General features: G+C 57.0%; 20 protein-coding genes and 1 other annotated feature. Of the genes, 14 read left to right on the forward strand and 6 right to left on the reverse strand.

What is annotated here, in order from left to right; all coding sequences use genetic code 11:
- Positions 1-79: 79 nt before the first annotated feature.
- The 8 genes from thrS to ihfA all read left to right on the forward strand — a co-directional run bounded on the left by thrS (position 80) and on the right by ihfA (position 7,248).
- The gene (gene thrS / locus KB890_RS24960; protein ID WP_002910026.1) at positions 80-2,008 is read left to right on the forward strand and encodes a threonine--tRNA ligase; all 1,929 of its coding nucleotides are present in this window, start codon (positions 80-82) and stop codon (positions 2,006-2,008) included.
- Positions 2,009-2,011: 3 nt separating this feature from the next.
- The gene (gene infC, locus KB890_RS24965; protein WP_004189469.1) at positions 2,012-2,554 is read left to right on the forward strand and encodes a translation initiation factor IF-3; all 543 of its coding nucleotides are present in this window, start codon (positions 2,012-2,014) and stop codon (positions 2,552-2,554) included.
- 92 nt (positions 2,555-2,646) lie between these two features.
- Complete coding sequence (gene rpmI / locus KB890_RS24970; RefSeq protein WP_001124225.1) at positions 2,647-2,844, forward strand: 50S ribosomal protein L35; 198 nt, start codon at positions 2,647-2,649, stop codon at positions 2,842-2,844.
- Between the two features lie 50 nt (positions 2,845-2,894).
- Positions 2,895-3,251 (forward strand): 50S ribosomal protein L20, encoded by a 357-nt coding sequence (rplT, locus tag KB890_RS24975; RefSeq protein WP_000124850.1) that lies wholly within the window; start codon positions 2,895-2,897, stop codon positions 3,249-3,251.
- Between the two features lie 118 nt (positions 3,252-3,369).
- Positions 3,370-3,494 (forward strand) — a sequence feature (Phe leader region).
- On the forward strand, positions 3,375-3,419 hold the full coding sequence (gene pheM / locus KB890_RS24980; RefSeq protein ID WP_001386830.1) for a pheST operon leader peptide PheM: 45 nt from the start codon (positions 3,375-3,377) through the stop codon (positions 3,417-3,419). (Overlaps the previous feature by 45 nt.)
- Positions 3,495-3,557: 63 nt before the next feature.
- Entirely contained in the window at positions 3,558-4,541 is a 984-nt protein-coding gene (gene pheS, locus KB890_RS24985) for a phenylalanine--tRNA ligase subunit alpha (protein WP_002909105.1), read from the forward strand.
- Between the two features lie 15 nt (positions 4,542-4,556).
- Positions 4,557-6,944 carry a phenylalanine--tRNA ligase subunit beta gene (gene pheT / locus KB890_RS24990; RefSeq protein WP_004180374.1) on the forward strand — a complete coding sequence of 796 codons (2,388 nt, stop codon included), beginning with the start codon at positions 4,557-4,559 and terminating at the stop codon, positions 6,942-6,944.
- 4 nt (positions 6,945-6,948) lie between these two features.
- Positions 6,949-7,248, forward strand: a complete 300-nt coding sequence (gene ihfA, locus KB890_RS24995) for an integration host factor subunit alpha (RefSeq protein WP_002909098.1) — start codon at positions 6,949-6,951, stop codon at positions 7,246-7,248.
- A gap of 52 nt (positions 7,249-7,300) precedes the next feature.
- Here the strand turns inward: ihfA and KB890_RS25000 are convergent, their stop codons facing one another.
- Genes KB890_RS25000 through KB890_RS25010 form a run of 3 tightly spaced genes read right to left on the reverse strand, consistent with a single transcriptional unit; the run spans position 7,301 to position 9,868 of the window.
- Complete coding sequence (locus tag KB890_RS25000; RefSeq protein ID WP_002909094.1) at positions 7,301-7,654, reverse strand: RidA family protein; 354 nt, start codon at positions 7,652-7,654, stop codon at positions 7,301-7,303.
- Positions 7,651-8,916, reverse strand: coding sequence for a D-amino acid dehydrogenase (locus tag KB890_RS25005; protein ID WP_322887922.1), 1,266 nt, complete (start codon positions 8,914-8,916; stop codon positions 7,651-7,653). Before KB890_RS25005 ends, KB890_RS25000 begins: the two co-directional genes overlap by 4 nt.
- A gap of 37 nt (positions 8,917-8,953) precedes the next feature.
- A complete protein-coding gene (locus KB890_RS25010) occupies positions 8,954-9,868 on the reverse strand; it encodes an HTH-type transcriptional regulator AdmX (RefSeq protein WP_002909089.1) in 915 nt (304 codons plus the stop codon).
- A gap of 280 nt (positions 9,869-10,148) precedes the next feature.
- Here KB890_RS25010 and KB890_RS25015 point away from each other — a divergent pair, with 280 nt between their 5' ends.
- Entirely contained in the window at positions 10,149-11,582 is a 1,434-nt protein-coding gene (locus KB890_RS25015) for a gluconate:proton symporter (RefSeq protein WP_004180372.1), read from the forward strand.
- Positions 11,583-11,703: 121 nt separating this feature from the next.
- Positions 11,704-12,690, forward strand: a complete 987-nt coding sequence (btuC, locus tag KB890_RS25020) for a vitamin B12 ABC transporter permease BtuC (protein ID WP_004151850.1) — start codon at positions 11,704-11,706, stop codon at positions 12,688-12,690.
- Between the two features lie 36 nt (positions 12,691-12,726).
- On the opposite strand, the gene KB890_RS25025 is transcribed toward btuC, so the two are convergent.
- Entirely contained in the window at positions 12,727-13,527 is an 801-nt protein-coding gene (locus tag KB890_RS25025) for a MetQ/NlpA family ABC transporter substrate-binding protein (protein WP_002909085.1), read from the reverse strand.
- Positions 13,528-13,763: 236 nt separating this feature from the next.
- Here KB890_RS25025 and KB890_RS25030 point away from each other — a divergent pair, with 236 nt between their 5' ends.
- The 4 genes from KB890_RS25030 (at position 13,764) to selO (ending at position 17,166) form a co-directional block, all read left to right on the forward strand.
- On the forward strand, positions 13,764-14,315 hold the full coding sequence (locus tag KB890_RS25030; protein WP_004180371.1) for a glutathione peroxidase: 552 nt from the start codon (positions 13,764-13,766) through the stop codon (positions 14,313-14,315).
- A complete protein-coding gene (gene btuD / locus KB890_RS25035; RefSeq protein WP_002909083.1) occupies positions 14,315-15,064 on the forward strand; it encodes a vitamin B12 ABC transporter ATP-binding protein BtuD in 750 nt (249 codons plus the stop codon). Before KB890_RS25030 ends, btuD begins: the two co-directional genes overlap by 1 nt.
- An 81-nt stretch (positions 15,065-15,145) precedes the next feature.
- Complete coding sequence (locus KB890_RS25040; RefSeq protein ID WP_002909082.1) at positions 15,146-15,610, forward strand: NlpC/P60 family protein; 465 nt, start codon at positions 15,146-15,148, stop codon at positions 15,608-15,610.
- Between the two features lie 113 nt (positions 15,611-15,723).
- The gene (gene selO, locus KB890_RS25045; RefSeq protein WP_004180370.1) at positions 15,724-17,166 is read left to right on the forward strand and encodes a protein adenylyltransferase SelO; all 1,443 of its coding nucleotides are present in this window, start codon (positions 15,724-15,726) and stop codon (positions 17,164-17,166) included.
- Positions 17,167-17,195: 29 nt separating this feature from the next.
- Here the strand turns inward: selO and hemP are convergent, their stop codons facing one another.
- Entirely contained in the window at positions 17,196-17,375 is a 180-nt protein-coding gene (hemP, locus tag KB890_RS25050) for a hemin uptake protein HemP (protein WP_014343179.1), read from the reverse strand.
- Positions 17,376-17,530: 155 nt separating this feature from the next.
- Positions 17,531-18,577 (reverse strand): 3-deoxy-7-phosphoheptulonate synthase AroH, encoded by a 1,047-nt coding sequence (gene aroH, locus KB890_RS25055; protein WP_004180369.1) that lies wholly within the window; start codon positions 18,575-18,577, stop codon positions 17,531-17,533.
- Positions 18,578-18,681 lie beyond the last annotated feature (104 nt).

An 18,681-nucleotide genomic window follows, 5' to 3' on the forward strand; every position in this document is an offset into this window, starting at 1 on the left:
TTAACCTGATGATAATTATGATTATATAGTTTTGTATGTGCTCTTTCGTGCGGGGCACCACTGCAAATAAGGACATAAAATGCCTGTAATTACGCTTCCTGATGGCAGCCAACGCCATTTTGACCACGCAGTTAGTCCGATGGATGTCGCGCTGGATATCGGTCCAGGCCTGGCGAAAGCCACCATTGCCGGGCGGGTAAACGGTGAACTGGTAGACGCCTGTGACCCGATCGAATCCGATTCCACTCTCTCTATCATCACCGCGAAAGATGAAGAAGGGCTGGAGATCATTCGTCACTCCTGCGCGCACCTGTTAGGCCATGCCATCAAACAGCTGTGGCCCAACACCAAAATGGCTATCGGTCCGGTTGTCGATAATGGTTTCTACTATGACGTAGACCTCGACCACACCCTGACCCAGGAAGATATCGACGCGCTCGAAAAACGTATGCATGAGCTCGCCGAGAAAAACTACGACGTCATCAAGAAGAAAGTGAGCTGGCATGAAGCGCGTGAAACCTTCGTGAAACGCGGCGAAAGCTATAAAGTTTCTATTCTTGATGAAAACATTGCCCATGATGACAAGCCTGGCCTGTATCATCATGAAGAATATATCGATATGTGCCGCGGTCCGCACGTACCGAACATGCGCTTCTGCCATCACTTTAAGCTGATGAAAACCGCCGGAGCCTACTGGCGCGGCGACAGCAACAATAAAATGTTGCAGCGTATCTACGGCACCGCGTGGGCAGATAAAAAAGCGCTGAATGCCTACCTGCAGCGTCTGGAAGAAGCCGCCAAGCGTGACCACCGTAAAATCGGTAAGCAGCTCGACCTGTATCACATGCAGGAAGAGGCGCCGGGGATGGTGTTCTGGCACAATGACGGCTGGACCATCTTCCGTGAACTGGAAACGTTTGTTCGTTCTAAACTGAAAGAGTACCAGTATCAGGAAGTAAAAGGTCCGTTCATGATGGACCGTGTGCTGTGGGAAAAAACCGGCCACTGGGACAACTACAAAGATGCGATGTTCACCACCTCTTCTGAGAACCGTGAATACTGTATCAAGCCGATGAACTGCCCGGGTCACGTGCAGATCTTCAACCAGGGGCTGAAATCCTACCGCGACCTGCCGCTGCGTATGGCGGAATTCGGTAGCTGCCACCGTAACGAACCGTCTGGCGCGCTGCATGGTCTGATGCGCGTTCGCGGCTTTACCCAGGATGATGCGCATATCTTCTGTACTGAAGATCAGGTTCGCGATGAAGTGAACGCCTGTATTCGTATGGTCTACGATATGTATAGCACCTTTGGCTTCGAGAAGATCGTCGTCAAACTGTCGACTCGCCCGGAAAAACGTATCGGTAGCGACGAGACCTGGGATCGCGCGGAAGCGGATCTGGCGGTGGCGCTGGAAGAAAATAACATCCCATTTGAATATCAACTGGGTGAAGGGGCGTTCTACGGCCCGAAAATTGAATTTACCCTGTATGACTGCCTCGATCGTGCATGGCAGTGCGGTACCGTACAGCTGGACTTCTCTCTGCCGCAGCGTTTAAGCGCCTCCTATGTGGGCGAAAACAACGAGCGTCAGGTGCCGGTCATGATTCACCGTGCGATTCTCGGTTCTCTGGAGCGCTTCATTGGCATCCTGACCGAAGAGTTCGCAGGCTTCTTCCCAACCTGGATTGCACCAGTGCAGGTAGTGGTCATGAATATTACCGATTCTCAGGCTGAATACGTTAACGAATTGACGCGTAAACTACAAAATGCGGGCATTCGTGTAAAAGCAGACTTGAGAAATGAGAAGATTGGCTTTAAAATCCGCGAGCACACTTTACGTCGTGTCCCGTATATGTTGGTCTGTGGCGACAAAGAAGTCGAAGCCGGCAAAGTGGCCGTGCGCACCCGTCGCGGGAAAGACCTCGGCAGCATGGACGTAAATGAAGTGATCGAGAAGCTGCAACAAGAGATTCGCAGCCGCAGTCTTCAACAACTGGAGGAATAAGGTATTAAAGGCGGAAAACGAGTTCAAACGGCACGTCCGAATCGTATTAATGGCGAGATTCGCGCCCAGGAAGTTCGCTTAACAGGTCTGGAAGGTGAGCAGCTGGGAATTGTGAGTCTGAGAGAAGCTATCGAAAAGGCTGAAGAGGCTGGAGTAGATTTAGTTGAAATCAGCCCTAACGCCGAGCCGCCAGTTTGTCGTATCATGGACTACGGCAAGTTCCTTTATGAAAAGAGTAAGTCTTCTAAGGAACAGAAGAAGAAGCAGAAAGTTATCCAGGTTAAGGAAATTAAATTCCGCCCTGGTACTGATGAAGGTGACTATCAGGTAAAACTCCGCAGCCTGATTCGCTTTCTCGAAGATGGCGATAAGGCCAAGATCACGCTGCGTTTCCGCGGTCGTGAGATGGCCCACCAGCAGATCGGTATGGAAGTGCTTAACCGCGTGAAAGACGATCTGGTTGAACTGGCAGTAGTCGAATCCTTCCCAACGAAGATCGAAGGCCGCCAGATGATCATGGTGCTCGCTCCTAAGAAGAAACAGTAAGGCCATCAAGAAACATTTCCGGTGGGCTTCGGCTCACTGGTTTTGTTCGCCTTTGTTTCGTTTATTAACAATGCGAAGTGGAAGTTATTAAAATGCCAAAAATTAAGACCGTACGCGGTGCTGCTAAGCGCTTCAAAAAAACCGGTAAAGGTGGTTTTAAGCACAAGCACGCTAACCTGCGTCACATTCTGACTAAAAAAGCTACCAAGCGTAAACGTCACCTGCGTCCGAAAGCCATGGTTTCCAAAGGCGATCTGGGCCTGGTTATCGCGTGCCTGCCGTACGCATAAGTCGTTAACGTTTAACTTTTTTAACTTAGAATAGATACAGGAGAGCACACATGGCTCGCGTAAAACGTGGTGTAATTGCACGTGCACGTCACAAGAAAATTTTGAAACAAGCTAAAGGCTACTACGGTGCGCGTTCTCGCGTATACCGCGTTGCCTTCCAGGCTGTTATCAAAGCTGGTCAGTACGCTTACCGTGACCGTCGTCAACGTAAACGTCAGTTCCGTCAACTGTGGATTGCACGTATCAACGCAGCAGCACGTCAGAACGGTATTTCTTACAGCAAATTCATCAATGGCCTGAAAAAAGCCTCTGTTGAAATCGACCGTAAGATCCTGGCTGACATCGCTGTATTCGACAAAGTAGCGTTCACCGCTCTGGTCGAAAAAGCGAAAGCAGCTCTGGCATAAGCCAGTTGAAAGAGGGAGCTTGTCTCCCTCTTTTCGTTTCAACACCATCAATACATTGACTTTTATCGGCGCAGGCTTTTCAATACAGCTCTGACGTTTCTTACCAGACAAGGTAATGCAAGCATGAATGCTGCTATTTTCCGCTTCTTTTTTTACTTTAGCACCTGAACTCAGGGGGCTTGCGCGTGAAAGAAGAAACGGAAAACAGCGCCAGAAAGCCTCCCCTGTGGAGGCTTTTTTCGTATATGGATTCGGAATATTAATTTCACTATAACCGGTGTCTGCACCGACATAATGAGGAAAACCATGTCACATCTCGCAGAGCTGGTTGCCAGTGCCAAGGCAGCCATTAACGAGGCATCAGATGTTGCTGCGCTGGACAACGTCCGCGTGGAATACCTGGGTAAAAAAGGGCATCTGACCCTGCAAATGACCACCCTGCGTGAGCTGCCGCCGGAAGAGCGTCCGGCAGCCGGTGCGGTCATCAACGAGGCGAAAGAGCAGGTGCAGCAGGCGCTGAACGCGCGTAAAGCTGAACTGGAAGGCGCAGCGCTGAATGCGCGTCTGGCCGCAGAGACCATTGACGTCTCGCTGCCGGGTCGCCGCATTGAAAACGGCGGCCTGCATCCGGTTACTCGCACCATCGACCGTATTGAAAGTTTCTTCGGTGAGCTCGGCTTTACCGTGGCGACGGGCCCGGAAATCGAAGACGATTACCACAACTTCGATGCGCTGAATATTCCGGGTCACCATCCGGCGCGCGCTGACCACGACACTTTCTGGTTCGATGCCACTCGCCTGCTGCGTACGCAGACCTCCGGCGTGCAGATCCGCACCATGGAAAACCAGCAGCCGCCTATCCGTATTATCGCGCCGGGCCGCGTCTATCGTAACGACTACGATCAGACCCACACCCCGATGTTCCATCAGATGGAAGGTCTGATCGTTGATAAAAATATCAGCTTCACCAACCTGAAAGGGACGCTGCACGACTTCCTGAACAACTTCTTTGAAGAAGATCTGCAGGTCCGCTTCCGTCCGTCCTACTTCCCGTTCACCGAACCGTCTGCGGAAGTTGACGTGATGGGTAAAAACGGCAAATGGCTGGAAGTGCTGGGCTGCGGGATGGTGCACCCGAACGTGCTGCGTAACGTGGGTATCGATCCGGAAGTCTACTCCGGCTTCGCCTTCGGCATGGGCATGGAGCGTCTGACCATGCTGCGCTATGGCGTCACCGATCTGCGCGCGTTCTTCGAAAACGATCTGCGTTTCCTCAAACAGTTTAAATAAGGGCAGGACAGAACAATGAAATTCAGTGAACTGTGGTTACGCGAATGGGTTAACCCGGCGATCGACAGCGAAGCGCTTTCCGATCAGATCACCATGGCGGGCCTCGAAGTAGATGGCGTTGAGCCGGTCGCCGGCAGCTTCAACGGCGTCGTAGTCGGGGAAGTGGTGGAGTGCGGTCAGCACCCGAACGCCGACAAACTGCGCGTCACCAAAGTCAACGTCGGCGGCGAACGCCTGCTGGACATCGTCTGCGGCGCGCCAAACTGCCGTCAGGGGCTAAAGGTCGCGGTAGCCACCATCGGCGCCGTGCTGCCGGGCGATTTCAAAATCAAGGCCGCGAAGCTGCGCGGCGAGCCGTCTGAGGGGATGCTGTGCTCCTTCTCCGAGCTGGGTATTTCCGACGACCATAGCGGTATCATCGAGCTGCCGGCAGATGCGCCCATCGGCACCGATATTCGCGAATACCTCAAGCTTGACGATAACACCATCGAAATCAGCGTCACGCCAAACCGCGCCGACTGCCTGGGCATCATTGGCGTGGCGCGCGATGTCGCTGTCCTGAACAAAGCGCCGCTGAACGCGCCGGAAATCACGCCGGTTGCCGCGACGATTGACGACGTGCTGCCGATTCAGGTTGACGCGCCGCAGGCTTGCCCGCGCTATCTGGGGCGCGTGGTGAAAGGTATCAACGTCAAAGCGCCGACGCCGCTGTGGATGAAAGAGAAGCTGCGCCGCTGCGGGATCCGCTCCATCGACGCGGTGGTTGACGTGACCAACTATGTACTGCTTGAGCTGGGCCAGCCGATGCACGCCTTTGACCGCGACCGTATTGAAGGCGGGATCGTGGTGCGCATGGCGAAAGAAGGTGAAACCCTGGTCCTGCTCGATGGCTCTGAAGCAAAGCTCGACAGCGACACGCTGGTCATTGCAGACCATAACAAAGCGCTGGCGATGGGGGGGATCTTCGGCGGGGAACACTCCGGCGTTAACGACGAAACCCAAAACGTGCTGCTGGAATGCGCGTTCTTCAGCCCGCTGTCCATTACCGGCCGCGCGCGCCGTCATGGCCTGCACACCGATGCCTCTCACCGCTATGAGCGCGGCGTCGATCCGGCCCTGCAGTATAAAGCGCTGGAGCGTGCAACCCGTCTGCTGATCGACCTCTGCGGCGGTGAAGCCGGCCCGGTCATTGACGTTACCAGCAAAGAGAATCTACCAACACGCGCCACCATTACGCTGCGTCGCAGCAAGCTGGATCGCCTGATTGGCCACCATATCGACGACGCGCAGGTCACCGACATTCTGCAGCGCCTCGGCTGCGAAGTGACGGTTGGCGAGGGCGAATGGCAGGCGGTTGCGCCGAGCTGGCGTTTCGACATGGAGATCGAAGAAGATCTGGTTGAAGAAGTGGCTCGCGTTTACGGCTACAACAACATTCCTGACGAGCCGGTGCAGGCGGGTCTGATCATGGGAACCCACCGCGAAGCGGACCTGTCGCTGAAGCGCGTGAAAACGCTGCTGAACGACAAAGGCTATCAGGAAGTGATCACCTACAGCTTCGTCGACCCGAAAGTCCAGCAGCTGATCCACGCCGGGGAAGAGGCGCTGATCCTGCCAAGCCCGATCTCCAGCGAAATGTCGGCGATGCGCCTGTCGCTGTGGACCGGCCTGCTGGGCACCGTGGTCTACAACCAGAACCGTCAGCAGAGCCGGGTGCGCATCTTTGAGAGCGGCCTGCGCTTTGTGCCGGACACCAATGCGCCGCTGGGCATTCGTCAGGATGTGATGCTGGCTGGGGCGATCTGCGGCAACCGCTACGAAGAGCACTGGACACTGGCGAGAGAGACGGTCGATTTCTATGATCTGAAAGGCGATCTGGAAGCCGTTCTGGATTTAACCGGAAAATTAGCGGATATCGAATTCCGTGCTGAAGCGACCACCGCGCTGCATCCGGGACAATCCGCAGCGATTTATCTTAAAGGTGAACGCATTGGTTTCATTGGGGTTGTTCATCCTGAGCTGGAACGTAAACTGGATCTGAACGGTCGCACTCTGGTGTTCGAACTGGAGTGGAACAAGCTCGCAGACCGCGTGGTGCCTCAGGCGCGCGATATTTCCCGCTTCCCGGCGAACCGTCGCGACATCGCGGTGCTGGTCGCGGAAAACGTGGCTGCCGCCGATGTTTTAGCCGAATGTAAGAAAGTTGGCGTAAATCAGGTAGTTGGCGTAAACTTATTTGACGTGTACCGTGGTAAGGGTGTGGCGGAAGGGTATAAGAGCCTTGCGATTAGCCTGATCCTGCAGGATACCAGCCGTACACTCGAAGAAGAGGAGATTGCCGCTACCGTTGCCAGATGTGTAGAGGCATTAAAAGAGCGATTCCAGGCATCATTGAGGGATTGAACCTATGGCGCTTACAAAAGCTGAAATGTCAGAATATCTGTTTGATAAGCTTGGGCTTAGCAAGCGGGATGCCAAAGAACTGGTCGAGTTGTTTTTCGAAGAGATCCGTCGTGCTCTGGAAAACGGAGAACAGGTCAAACTCTCCGGGTTCGGCAACTTCGATTTGCGGGATAAAAACCAACGCCCGGGACGTAACCCGAAGACGGGGGAGGATATTCCCATTACAGCCCGGCGCGTGGTGACCTTCAGACCCGGTCAGAAGCTGAAAAGCCGTGTCGAAAACGCGTCGCCGAAAGACAAATAATCTGAACTAATTAAAAAGGCCGCATTGCGGCCTTTTTCTTTTCTGTCAATCTTTACGCTTTGACGGCGGTGAGCATGATCTCCACCAGGATTTCTGGTCGCGCCATCTCCGCCTGCACGGCCGCTCGCGCCGGGCTATAGCCTTCCGGCATCCATTGCACCCACACCTCATTGAATGCGGCAAAGTCACGCTCGATATTTTTCAACCAGATCTGCGCGGAGAGAATGTGCTGCTTATCGCTCCCGGCTGCGGCCAGCAGCGCGTCGATCTTCTCCAGTACTTCACGGGTTTGTAAAACGATATCGTCTTCATTGCTTTTTGGCGTCTGCCCGGAGAGGAACAGCAGATCGCCATACGCAACGCTGGCGGCAAGACGAGGTTGTGGATTATTGCGAATAATTGTCATGCGGTTTGTTTCCATGTGAGACCTTCTAAAGAAATGTCTGGCATCTGATTGTCGATTAACGCGCCCAGCACCACCGCGCTGCCGGCGGCGAGAGTAAAGCCGAGGCTACCCTGGCCGAGGTTCATCCACAGGTTGGGGTAGCCGGCGCGCCCCAGCATCGGCGGGCCGGCTGGCGTTGACGGGCGCATGCCGGTCCAGACTTCGGCCTCGTCCAGCCCCTCCAGTTCAGGAAAGCTGCGGGCGACGATGTTTTTCAGCGCCTGAATGCGGCTTTCGCGCAGTTCGTCGCCGTCGTAGCCGATGTCCACCATCGCCGCGATACGCAGCTGTTGGCCAAGGCGGGCATAAACGATTTTGTGCCCGTAGTCGGTGACGCTGATGTCAGGGGCAATACCTGCTTTTTCAGGATAGGGCAGGGTCAGGCTGTACCCCTTCAGGGCGCACAGCGGCACGCGAACTCCCAGATGCCCAAGCAGAGAACCACTGCCGTTACCGGCGGCGACGACATACTCATCGCCGGTGAGGGTCCCCTGACTGGTCTCCAGGCTGCTGATGCGTCCCCCGCGCTTATGGAGTCGCCGCACCTCACACTGGGTCAGCAGGCTAAAGTCGCTGCTGGCATTGAGCTTGTCGAGCAGGGCAAGGCAGAACTGATGACAATCTGCCGTTTCATCGCCTGGCGAATAGATTCCGCCCTGCAGAGAAGGACTAATATGTTTGAGCGCCGGCTCCAGCTGCAGGCAGGCTTCAGCATTCAGCGCCTGCTGATACTGAGGATCAATCCCTTTTGCTGCTTTATTAAAATCATATTCGCGACGATGGATAATTAATTTTCCGCTGCGCCGCCAGTGGAAATCGGCAAGATTATCCTCATCCCGCCACGCCTGCATGACCTGACGGCTGAGCAGCGACAGGCGTAAAATATGGTCGCCATTCATTTTATTGGTCTGGTTATTACAGGCGCGCAGAAACTGCAGCAGCCAGCGCCACTGCTGGAGAGACATCCTGAGACGCATATTCAGCGGCGAATCGGCTTTGCCCATCCATTTCATTCCCTGCAGAGGAACGCCGCTGTCGGCAAGGGGGGCGACGTAGCGGTAACTTAATTGTCCGCCGTTGGCAAAACTGGTGGCGCTGCCCGGTTCGGCATTGCGCTCCAGTAATTGCACCTGATGGCCGCGCTTGATCAGTTCCCAGGCCGTGGCCAGACCGACCACGCCGCCGCCGATAATGACAATGCGTTTGTTCATAACCCGATATATCCACCGCTGATAAATTTATCGGGTTATGTCAAAGCATTTACCCCAGCGGCGCAATTGACTTTTTATGGTCAGGGTATAACCGCAGGTTAATCTCCTTGAGCTGCTGGCGCAGACGCTGGCAGAGAAAATCGACGAACTTTTGCGCCATCGGGCTCAGGGAAACGTCGGCCCGGCGTAACAGACAGAGGTTAATCGCCATCGGCGGCGTAATGGGATGGATCATCTCCGGGGCCAGGTTGTGCTGGGCGGAAAAGATATCAGTGATGCTGCAGCCCATGCCGCGCTTCACGAACTCGGTGGCCATATAGTAGGTCTGGACGTTTAGCCGGGTGGTGGAAAAGTCGCGACGGGTGGCGATGGCGGCAGAGAGCGAGTGCGGTCCCGGCGAGATCCAGCGCTGCTGGTCGATCTGGTCGATCTCCACCGCCCCCTGACGATAATGACGGTCGATGTACACCAGCGGTACTTCGGCAATCAGGGTGGTCAGGATCTCCCCCTGCTGTACCGGCTGTAGCGTCAGCGCCAAATCTATCTCGCGCAAATCCAGTTTTTTGACCAGCGTCTCGGTGTGCTCGGTAGTGAGCGTCATCACCAGGTTGCTGTTTTGCTGATAAAAGTCGGTCACCAGCTCCGGCACCAGGCTTAACCCCAGGCTTGGCAGACAGCCTAAAGTGATCTTGGCGCGCGGATCGCGAGCCAGGTTGTCGGCCAGCAGGCGCAGGTTGTCCAGGTCCTGATAAATGCTCTGCGCTTTTTCGAAAAGTGTGATCGCCTCGCTGGTCGGCAGCAGCTTGCCGCGCACCCGCTGAAACAGGGTAAAACCCAGCTTCATTTCGGCGCTTTTTAACGCTTTGCTGGCCGCGGGCTGGGAGATATTGAGCGCTTCCGCCGCTCGCGATAAAGAGCCGCAGGTCATGACGGCATAGAAGATTTCCAGATGACGCAGTTTCATGAACAGTTAACTCAGGGTTATAGCCTACCGATAAAAAGTCATTTTCTACTAACACTAAGTTAACATAGATTTAATCACCAATCAGCGCATTGGTTACATCTTGTGCTGTAGACCCCGCCCAATGGCGGCATATTACGCTCTCAGAATCGTTTCCTTTGTACCCAAACAAACCCTCAGGCCGCGGCCAATCAATAATGAAAAAGAGGGAGGATATTTTCTGAGCAGGCCCCCATACACCACCTGACCATCATGGTCGGATTGATTGGCATTAAGGAGTGTTATGAGTGACTCAACGCTCACAGGCAATGCGCCTGTCAGACAAAATATCACGCGGAAAAACGTTATTATTGGTCTGTTATTGCTGCTGTTCGTGTTGATCGCGCTGTGGTGCCACGGTCGACCAGGCAGCGAGCTTGGTCTGCTGGGATTTACGCCGCTGGTGGCGCTAGCGATATTATCGCTGATCGGCGTTGATATTGTGCTGGCGGTCATCTCCTCGATTATTATCGCCATGATAATGACCTCGACCGGCCTGCCGGAAATGGGCACGATGCTGGCGAAATCCACCGGGTCATTTATTGCCACCGTTGGGCTTATCATTATGCTCGGCGCCGGCGTGGGGGAAGTGGCCACCCGCACCGGCGCAGCGGTTGAGCTGGTAAAATTTGTCGTCCATCGCATCGGGTTGTCGAGTCAGACGCGGGTGAAATTCGGCATTGTGGCGTCATCGATTTTAATTTGCGGTTCGCTGGGCACTATGGCCGGTGGCAATGCCATTATCGTGGCAGTAATCATTCCGGTGGCGGCAGCGGTACGCTTGACGCCGCCAACGGTCGCCGCGCTGATGATGACCGCCGGTTCCGTTGGGCTGTTTACCGGGCCTTTCACCCCCAGTACCGTGACGATCCTCAGCCTCGGTGGGTTGAGCTATCCGGACTATCTGCTGTACGTTGGTCTGCCGATGAGCGCGGTCACGCTGCTGGCCGGCTGGGTAATGGCGGGACGGATCCAGAAGATGACCGAAGGCAAACTGCGCTATGACGTCGATCTCGCGGAAAAGCCGCAAGAGGATCTCAGCGCCGCGCAGCAGCGTCGGCGTAAATTAAGCGCGCTGGCCTTCGCGGCGACCATCATCGTGATGGCGATCGTTGGCGTGGTGATTAAAGCCGGCTTCAGCTTCGCGATAATCGTGATGCTGCTGGTGGCCCTGATGACCGGCCTGGTAGGCGGCCTGCGACCGACGCAGATCCTTCAGGCACTGTATCACGGCTGCGGCCGTCTGGTGTGGATGTTTATTCTCTACTGGCTGTACAACCCGATCCTTGAGCTGATGGATGGCCTGCACGCCTATCAGGGGCTGCTGGAGTATACCCAACCGCTGCTGGAGGGGATCTCCCCGGCCTGGCTGTGCTTTAGCATCTTCGCGTTCAATATTATCGGCCATGTGCCCGGTGCGGCGGTGGCCCAGATGACCTTTACTCATAAAATCTTTGGCCCGATGCTGATGGCCGCCGGCGTGCCGCCCCAGGGGACCACCGCCGTGCTGCTGGCCTCATCCCAGGTGGACTGGTTCGGGCCGTTTCCCTCATCAGATATGTTCGGCCAGATGGGGCTGGCGCAGTCTACTCATCTGAAATATATGCTCTATAACGGCTGGGCAATCGTGGTGGCGAACATCATTCTCTTTGCGCTGCTGTTTCAGCTTCTGGTGTAAAGCGGGATGGTCGACGCGGGGGAGCCTCCTCCGCGTCGACGTTTGGTCGTGAGGTTTTCCTTTTCTCACCGCGACAGCCACCGTAAAATCAGCCTCTTGTTCCCACTGCGTAATGGAATCTATGCTGACTCTCGCCCATCTTCAACAGCGCCGTAGCCGGCGTTGGCTCTTCGGATTAACGCTGTTGCTGCTGGTCACCCTGCTGATCAGCCTGTGCGCGGGGGAGCAATGGATCCCGCCCGGCGAGTGGCTCAGCGCCAAAGGTCAGCTGTTTATCTGGCAGATCCGCCTGCCGCGAACCCTGGCGGTGCTGCTGGTGGGGGCGGCGCTGGCGCTCTCCGGGGCGATTATGCAGGCGTTGTTTGAAAATCCTCTGGCGGAGCCGGGGCTGCTGGGGGTCTCCAACGGCGCGGGCGTCGGGCTGATTGCCGCCGTCCTGCTGGGCAAAGGAGTCTTGCCCGGCTGGGCGCTCGGCCTGTGTGCCATCTTTGGCGCGCTGCTGATCACTTTTATTCTGCTGCGTTTCGCCCGCCGCCATCTGTCTACCAGCCGTCTGCTGCTGGCGGGGGTGGCGCTGGGGATCATCTGCAGCGCCCTGATGACCTGGGCAGTCTACTTCTCCACCTCTTTTGACCTGCGTCAGCTAATGTACTGGATGATGGGCGGGTTTGGCGGCGTCGACTGGCAACAGCTGTGGCTGATGATAGCCCTCCTGCCGGTGCTCTGCTGGGTCTGTCTGCAGTCGCAACCCCTGAATTTACTGGCGCTGGGCGAAGTCTCCGCTCGTCAGCTTGGGCTGCCGCTGTGGCTGTGGCGCAAATTACTGGTGGTGGCGACCGGCTGGATGGTCGGCGTTAGCGTGGCGCTGGCGGGGGCGATTGGCTTTATCGGTCTGGTGATCCCGCATATTCTGCGGCTATGCGGCTTGAGCGATCACCGGGTGTTGCTCCCGGCCTGTATGCTGGCCGGGGCAAGCGCCTTGCTGGGGGCGGATATCATTGCCCGGCTGGCGCTTTCCGCCGCAGAGCTGCCGATTGGCGTGGTGACGGCGACCCTGGGCGCGCCGGTCTTTATCTGGTTGCTGCTGCGTTCGCGGGGGCGGGGATAGCGCGGCGCCGTCGGCAGGGACGGCGCCGGTTCAGGCTTACCAGCCTTTGATCGCGTCGCCTTTGTAGACTTCCTTCGCTTTTTCCGCGACTTCGCTGGTCTGGAAGGCGGCTTTTAATTCCTGAATTTTCTTGCTGTCCTTATTATCCTCGCGGGCGACTATCGCATTCACGTATGGGGAATCCGGCCCCTCCATAAACAGACCGTCGCGGGCGGCCGACAGGCCCGCCTGGGCGGAGAAGTTGGTGTTAATGATTGACAGGCTGACGTTCGGATCGTCAAGGGTACGGGTCAGCTGCGGGGTATCCACTTCAACAATTTTCAGCTGTTTCGGATTGTCGATGATATCCAGCGTGGTGGGTAAATAGCCGACGCCCGGTTTCAGCTTGAGTAACCCCTGCGCCTGAAGCAGCAGCAGGCTGCGGCCCAGGGTGGTGGTTTCATTAGAGATGGTCACCGTCGCCCCTTCGGGCAGTTCGCTGATATTTTTGATCCGGTGAGAATAGGCGGCGATAGGGAAGACAAAGGTTTTACCGACCACCGCAAATTTATAGCCGCGTTCTTTCGACTGCGCCTCAAGGTACGGCAGGGTCTGGAAGGCGTTGGCATCGACATCTTTGTTGTTCAGCGCTTCGTTGGGCAGCACATAATCATTGAAGGAGACCACTTCGACGTCGAGGTGGTATTTATCCTTCGCCACCTGCTCCACCACTTTCCAGATGGCTTCGTCCGGCCCGGTATTGATAGCGACTTTTACTTTATTATCTTCATCCGGGGAGCAGGCGCTCAGCAGGGCGACAGAGGTGGCGATTAACGCCAGGCTAAACAACTTCTTCATCACTAAAACTCTCTTAAATTAACAAGTAACGAAACCATATTACATTCATGGAACACTGTACACGGAAATGGTCGACGGCCCAATTGAGAGGATTTCATGTTGCCGGCGGCCAGCGAAGCGCTGTTACATCATGCGACAACTCGGGGGGAATGGCAGTAGAATGGCGGGCGCTGAATCCGCTACAGTAGAAAGGGATCACCTTCACCGGAAACCGGTTTATCCATTGAGGACAGGCTATGCAACATGACATTCTGAATACCGAAGTGACGACCATTGATGGCGAGAAAACCACCCTGGCATCCTTTGCCGGCAAGGTGCTACTGATCGTCAATGTAGCCTCGAAATGCGGCCTGACGCCGCAGTATGAGCAACTCGAGGATCTGCAAAAGCAGTTTGCCGCCGAGGGCTTCAGCGTGCTGGGGTTCCCCTGCAACCAGTTCCTCGGCCAGGAGCCGGGCAGTGAAGAGGAGATTAAGACCTTCTGCAGCACTACCTACGGCGTCACCTTCCCGCTGTTTAGCAAAATTGACGTCAACGGTGAACATCGCGCGCCGCTCTATCAAAAACTGATTGCCGCCGCGCCGAAAGCGGTGGCCCCGGAAGGCAGCGGTTTTTATGAGCGGATGGCCAGCAAAGGCCGGGCGCCGCTGTATGTGGACGACATTCTGTGGAACTTCGAAAAATTCCTCATCGATCGCCAGGGCAACGTCATTCAGCGCTTCTCTCCGGATATGACGCCGGACGATCCGCAGCTGGTGGCGGCGATTAAAGGAGCGCTGGCGCAATAATGTCGTTTCTGATGCAGCTACAGGATGTAGAAGCGGCGGGGCGCCTGGCCCCGTTTTCTGCGGCCTTTCGCGCCGGGGAGATTGTCCATCTGGTGGGGCCGAACGGCGCAGGGAAGAGCACGCTGCTGACCCGCATGGCGGGGCTGTCCGACGGCCCCGGCACGGTTCATTTTAACGGCCGGCTGCTTGACGAGTGGCCGGCGAGGGAGCTGGCGCGCCGTCGCGGATATCTGAGTCAACACCAGACCCCGCCGTTCGCCATGCCGGTATGGCACTACCTGGCGCTGCATATGCAGCAGCAGGGTGATAGCGCCCGTCTGAGCGATATCGCGGCCAGGCTTGGTCTGGACAATAAGCTGGGCCGTCCGGTCAATCAGCTGTCGGGCGGCGAGTGGCAGCGCGTGCGGCTGGCGGCAGTGATCCTGCAGATCGATCCCTTGAGTAATTCCGCGGGTCAGCTGCTGCTGCTGGATGAGCCGATGAACAGTCTGGATGTGGCTCAGCAGGCGGCGCTGGATCGGCTGTTACACGAGCTGAGCGCGGCGGGGATTGCGGTGGTGATGAGCAGCCACGATCTCAACCATACCCTGCGCCACGCCGGTCAGAGCTGGCTGCTCTGCCAGGGGGAAGCCATCGCCTGCGGGGAGACCGCCGAGGTGCTGAATGAGGAAAATTTAACCGCCGCCTATGCGATCCCGTTCCAGCGCGTTGAGGTGGCCGGTCATATTATGCTCATCGCGTCACAGTAGCACGCAGTTATCTTGTCACTATATTGATAAACAAGCTAAATTATTGCGATAAAGAGACTAGGGACAGAGGGATCATCTGAAATGCGCTTCTGGTTCATGTTGGCGGCGGCGTTAATTTTAGCCGGCTGCAGCAGCCATCGGGCACCGCCGCCGAATCCTCGGCTGGCAGACTCCATTACGGTGGTGGCGAATCTGAACGAGCAGCTGCGCAGCTGGCGCGGCGCGCCGTATCGCTACGGCGGCATGACGCCGCGCGGCGTTGACTGCTCCGGCTTCGTGGTGCGCACGTTTCGCGATAAATTTGCCCTCCAGCTGCCGCGTGAAACCCGCGAGCAGGCGGAAATCGGCACCCGCATCGATAAGCGCGATCTGCTGCCCGGCGATCTGGTGTTCTTCAAAACCGGCTCAGGGGAGAGCGGTTTGCACGTTGGCATCTACGATACCGACAACCAGTTTATTCACGCCTCCACCAGCCAGGGCGTCACCCGTTCCTCGCTGGATAACGTCTACTGGAACAAAAAGTTCTGGCAGGCGCGGCGAATCTGACGTCATTCAGAAGCAAGAGGGAAGCGAACGCTTCCCTTTTTTATGCCGATAACCCTGCACTCCGCCCGTGTTAATCCGCTGTTCCAGGCACTACACTGGAGAGAGGAGGAACCATGACCCTTTCTTTTACCACCCACTGGCGGGATGAACTGCCGGACTTTTACACTTCCCTGTCACCAACGCCGTTGGATAACGCCCGACTCATCTGGCGCAACGCCCCGCTGGCGCAACAGCTGGGGGTGCCCGACGCCCTGTTTGCGCCTGAAAGCGGGGCCGGTGTCTGGGGCGGCGAAGCGCTGCTTCCGGGCATGTCGCCGCTGGCGCAGGTATACAGCGGCCATCAGTTTGGCGCCTGGGCCGGCCAGCTGGGCGACGGACGCGGGATCCTGCTCGGCGAGCAGCAGCTGGCGGATGGCCGCCGTTACGACTGGCATCTGAAAGGCGCCGGCCTGACTCCTTATTCGCGGATGGGGGACGGCCGCGCCGTGCTGCGCTCGACGATCCGGGAAAGTCTGGCGTCGGAGGCGATGCACGCTCTGGGGATCCCGACGACGCGCGCCCTGGCGATGGTGACCAGCGATACCCCGGTCTACCGCGAGCGCGTGGAGCCCGGCGCGATGCTGATGCGGGTGGCCGAGAGCCATGTGCGCTTCGGCCATTTCGAACATTTTTACTATCGCCGTGAGCCGCAGAAGGTCCAGCAACTGGCCGACTATGTTATTCGCCACCACTGGCCGCAGCTGCAGGATGAGGCGGACAAGTACCTGTTATGGTTCCGTGACATTGTCATGCGTACCGCGCAGACTATCGCCAGCTGGCAAACCGTGGGCTTTGCCCATGGGGTGATGAATACCGACAACATGTCGATTCTTGGTCTGACCATCGACTACGGCCCGTATGGCTTCCTTGACGATTTCCAACCGGACTTCATCTGCAACCACTCCGATTATCAGGGGCGCTACAGTTTTGAAAACCAGCCGGCGGTGGGGCTGTGGAATGTGCAGCGTCTCGCCCAATCGCTGTCGCCGTTTATCAGCGCTGAAGCGTTAAACGCGGCGCTGGATGAGTATCAGCACGCCTTGCTGACCGCTTATGGCCAGCGGATGCGCGATAAACTCGGCCTGTTCAGCCAGCAGAAAGGGGATAACGACCTGCTGGACGGGCTGTTTGCCCTGATGATCCGCGAGAAGAGCGACTATACCCGGACGTTCCGCCTGCTGAGCCACAGCGAACAGCTCAGCGCCGCTTCGCCGCTGCGCGATGAGTTTATCGACCGCGCGGCCTTTGACAGCTGGTTTGCCGGGTATCGTGCGCGGCTGCGTGATGAACAGGTGGACGACGCGCAGCGCCAGCAGAGGATGCAGGGCGTGAATCCGGCGCTGGTGTTACGTAACTGGCTGGCGCAGCGTGCGATCGAGCAGGCTGAGGCGGGCGATATGGGCGAGCTGGAGCGCTTGCATGCCGCGCTGGCAGACCCCTTTACCGATCGCGAGGACGACTACGTCCGCCGCCCGCCGGACTGGGGGAAACGTCTGGAAGTCAGCTGCTCGAGCTAACTTGCCTCGCCCCGCGTTCAGCGGGGCGCTTACTTGGTCAGAATTAACTTCCCGGCGTGGGTCTGGCGCAGCAGATAGCGCTGGCCGCCATGCTCAATCACTACTCGTCCTTCGCTGCCTAACAGAACACGACTGCTGATCTCTCTGTCCGTCGCCACGGGATAAGGGGCATTGTCTTTTGGTTTTTCAGCTGTGGCAGTGTTATCCATACGCGTCATAGCTCTCAAAATAAAAATCAAGGCAACAATGATAATCATTATCAATAATGTTGTTTTTGACGGCAAGCGTTATTTATCGTGTTACCGGATTTGGTAGGGGAGTCAGCGAAGAGAATTGCCCGCCGCAGGCGCGGCGGGCGGAGCGGTTACAGGCGGGTGGCGGTGGCCGCAGCCAGCTCGCTCAATAATCTTTCGCTGTCTTCCCAGCTCAGGCAGGGGTCGGTGATCGACTGGCCCCAGGTCAACGGCTGGCCGGGGACCACTTTCTGAGTGCCTTCCTGCAGGAAGCTTTCGGCCATAATCCCGGCGATGGCGGTGGAGCCCGCGCGAATTTGCTGACAGATATCGGCGCACACCTCCAGCTGACGGCGGTGCTGCTTCTGGCAGTTGCCATGGCTGAAATCAACGACCAGCTGTTCCGGCAGATCGAATTCACGCAGCGCCTCGCCGGCGGCGGCGATATCCTCGGCGTGATAGTTTGGCCGTTTGCCGCCGCGCATAATAATATGCCCATACGGATTGCCGCTGGTCTGGTAAATCGTCATCTGCCCCTGCTTGTCCGGAGAGAGGAACATATGGCTGGCGCGGGAGGCGCGGATGGCGTCCACCGCGATGCGCGTATTGCCGTCGGTGCCGTTTTTAAAACCGACCGGGCAGGAGAGCGCTGAGGCCATCTCACGGTGGATCTGGCTTTCTGTGGTGCGCGCCCCGATGGCCCCCCAGCTGATGAGATCGGCGATAAACTGACCGGTCACCATATCGAGAAACTCGGTGGCCGTCGGTACCCCCAGCTCATTAACCTGCAGCAGCAGGCGCCGCGCCAGCTCAATTCCGTGGTTGACCCGGTAGCTGCCGTTGAGGTCGGGATCGGAGATTAAGCCTTTCCAGCCCACCACGGTACGCGGTTTTTCAAAGTAGGTGCGCATCACGATCTCCAGCTGCGGCTGGTAGCGCTCGCGCATGCCCTGCAGGCGGCGGGCATACTCCAGCGCCGCGTCGGTGTCGTGAATGGAGCAGGGGCCGATAATCACCAGCAGTCGGCGGTCTTCGCCGTTGAGGATTTTTTCAATTCGGCGGCGGGAGGCCGAGACGTGGGCAGCCACGTCGGCCGTCACGGGATGGCGCTGGGCCAGCTCCGCGGGCGTTACCAGGCTCTCAATGCGCGCGGTACGCAATTCGTCTGTTTTATTCATTGGGGTCTCAAAAATCTGTTTCTTCCGCGGCGAAAATGCCGGGAAGTGATGCGCATCACGATAAACCAATCCCTGCTTATTGCAAGAGCAGGGCATGATCCTGT

It is taken from the genome of Klebsiella sp. P1954, assembly GCF_018199955.1.
In the GTDB taxonomy this organism is placed as follows: domain Bacteria; phylum Pseudomonadota; class Gammaproteobacteria; order Enterobacterales; family Enterobacteriaceae; genus Klebsiella; species Klebsiella pneumoniae.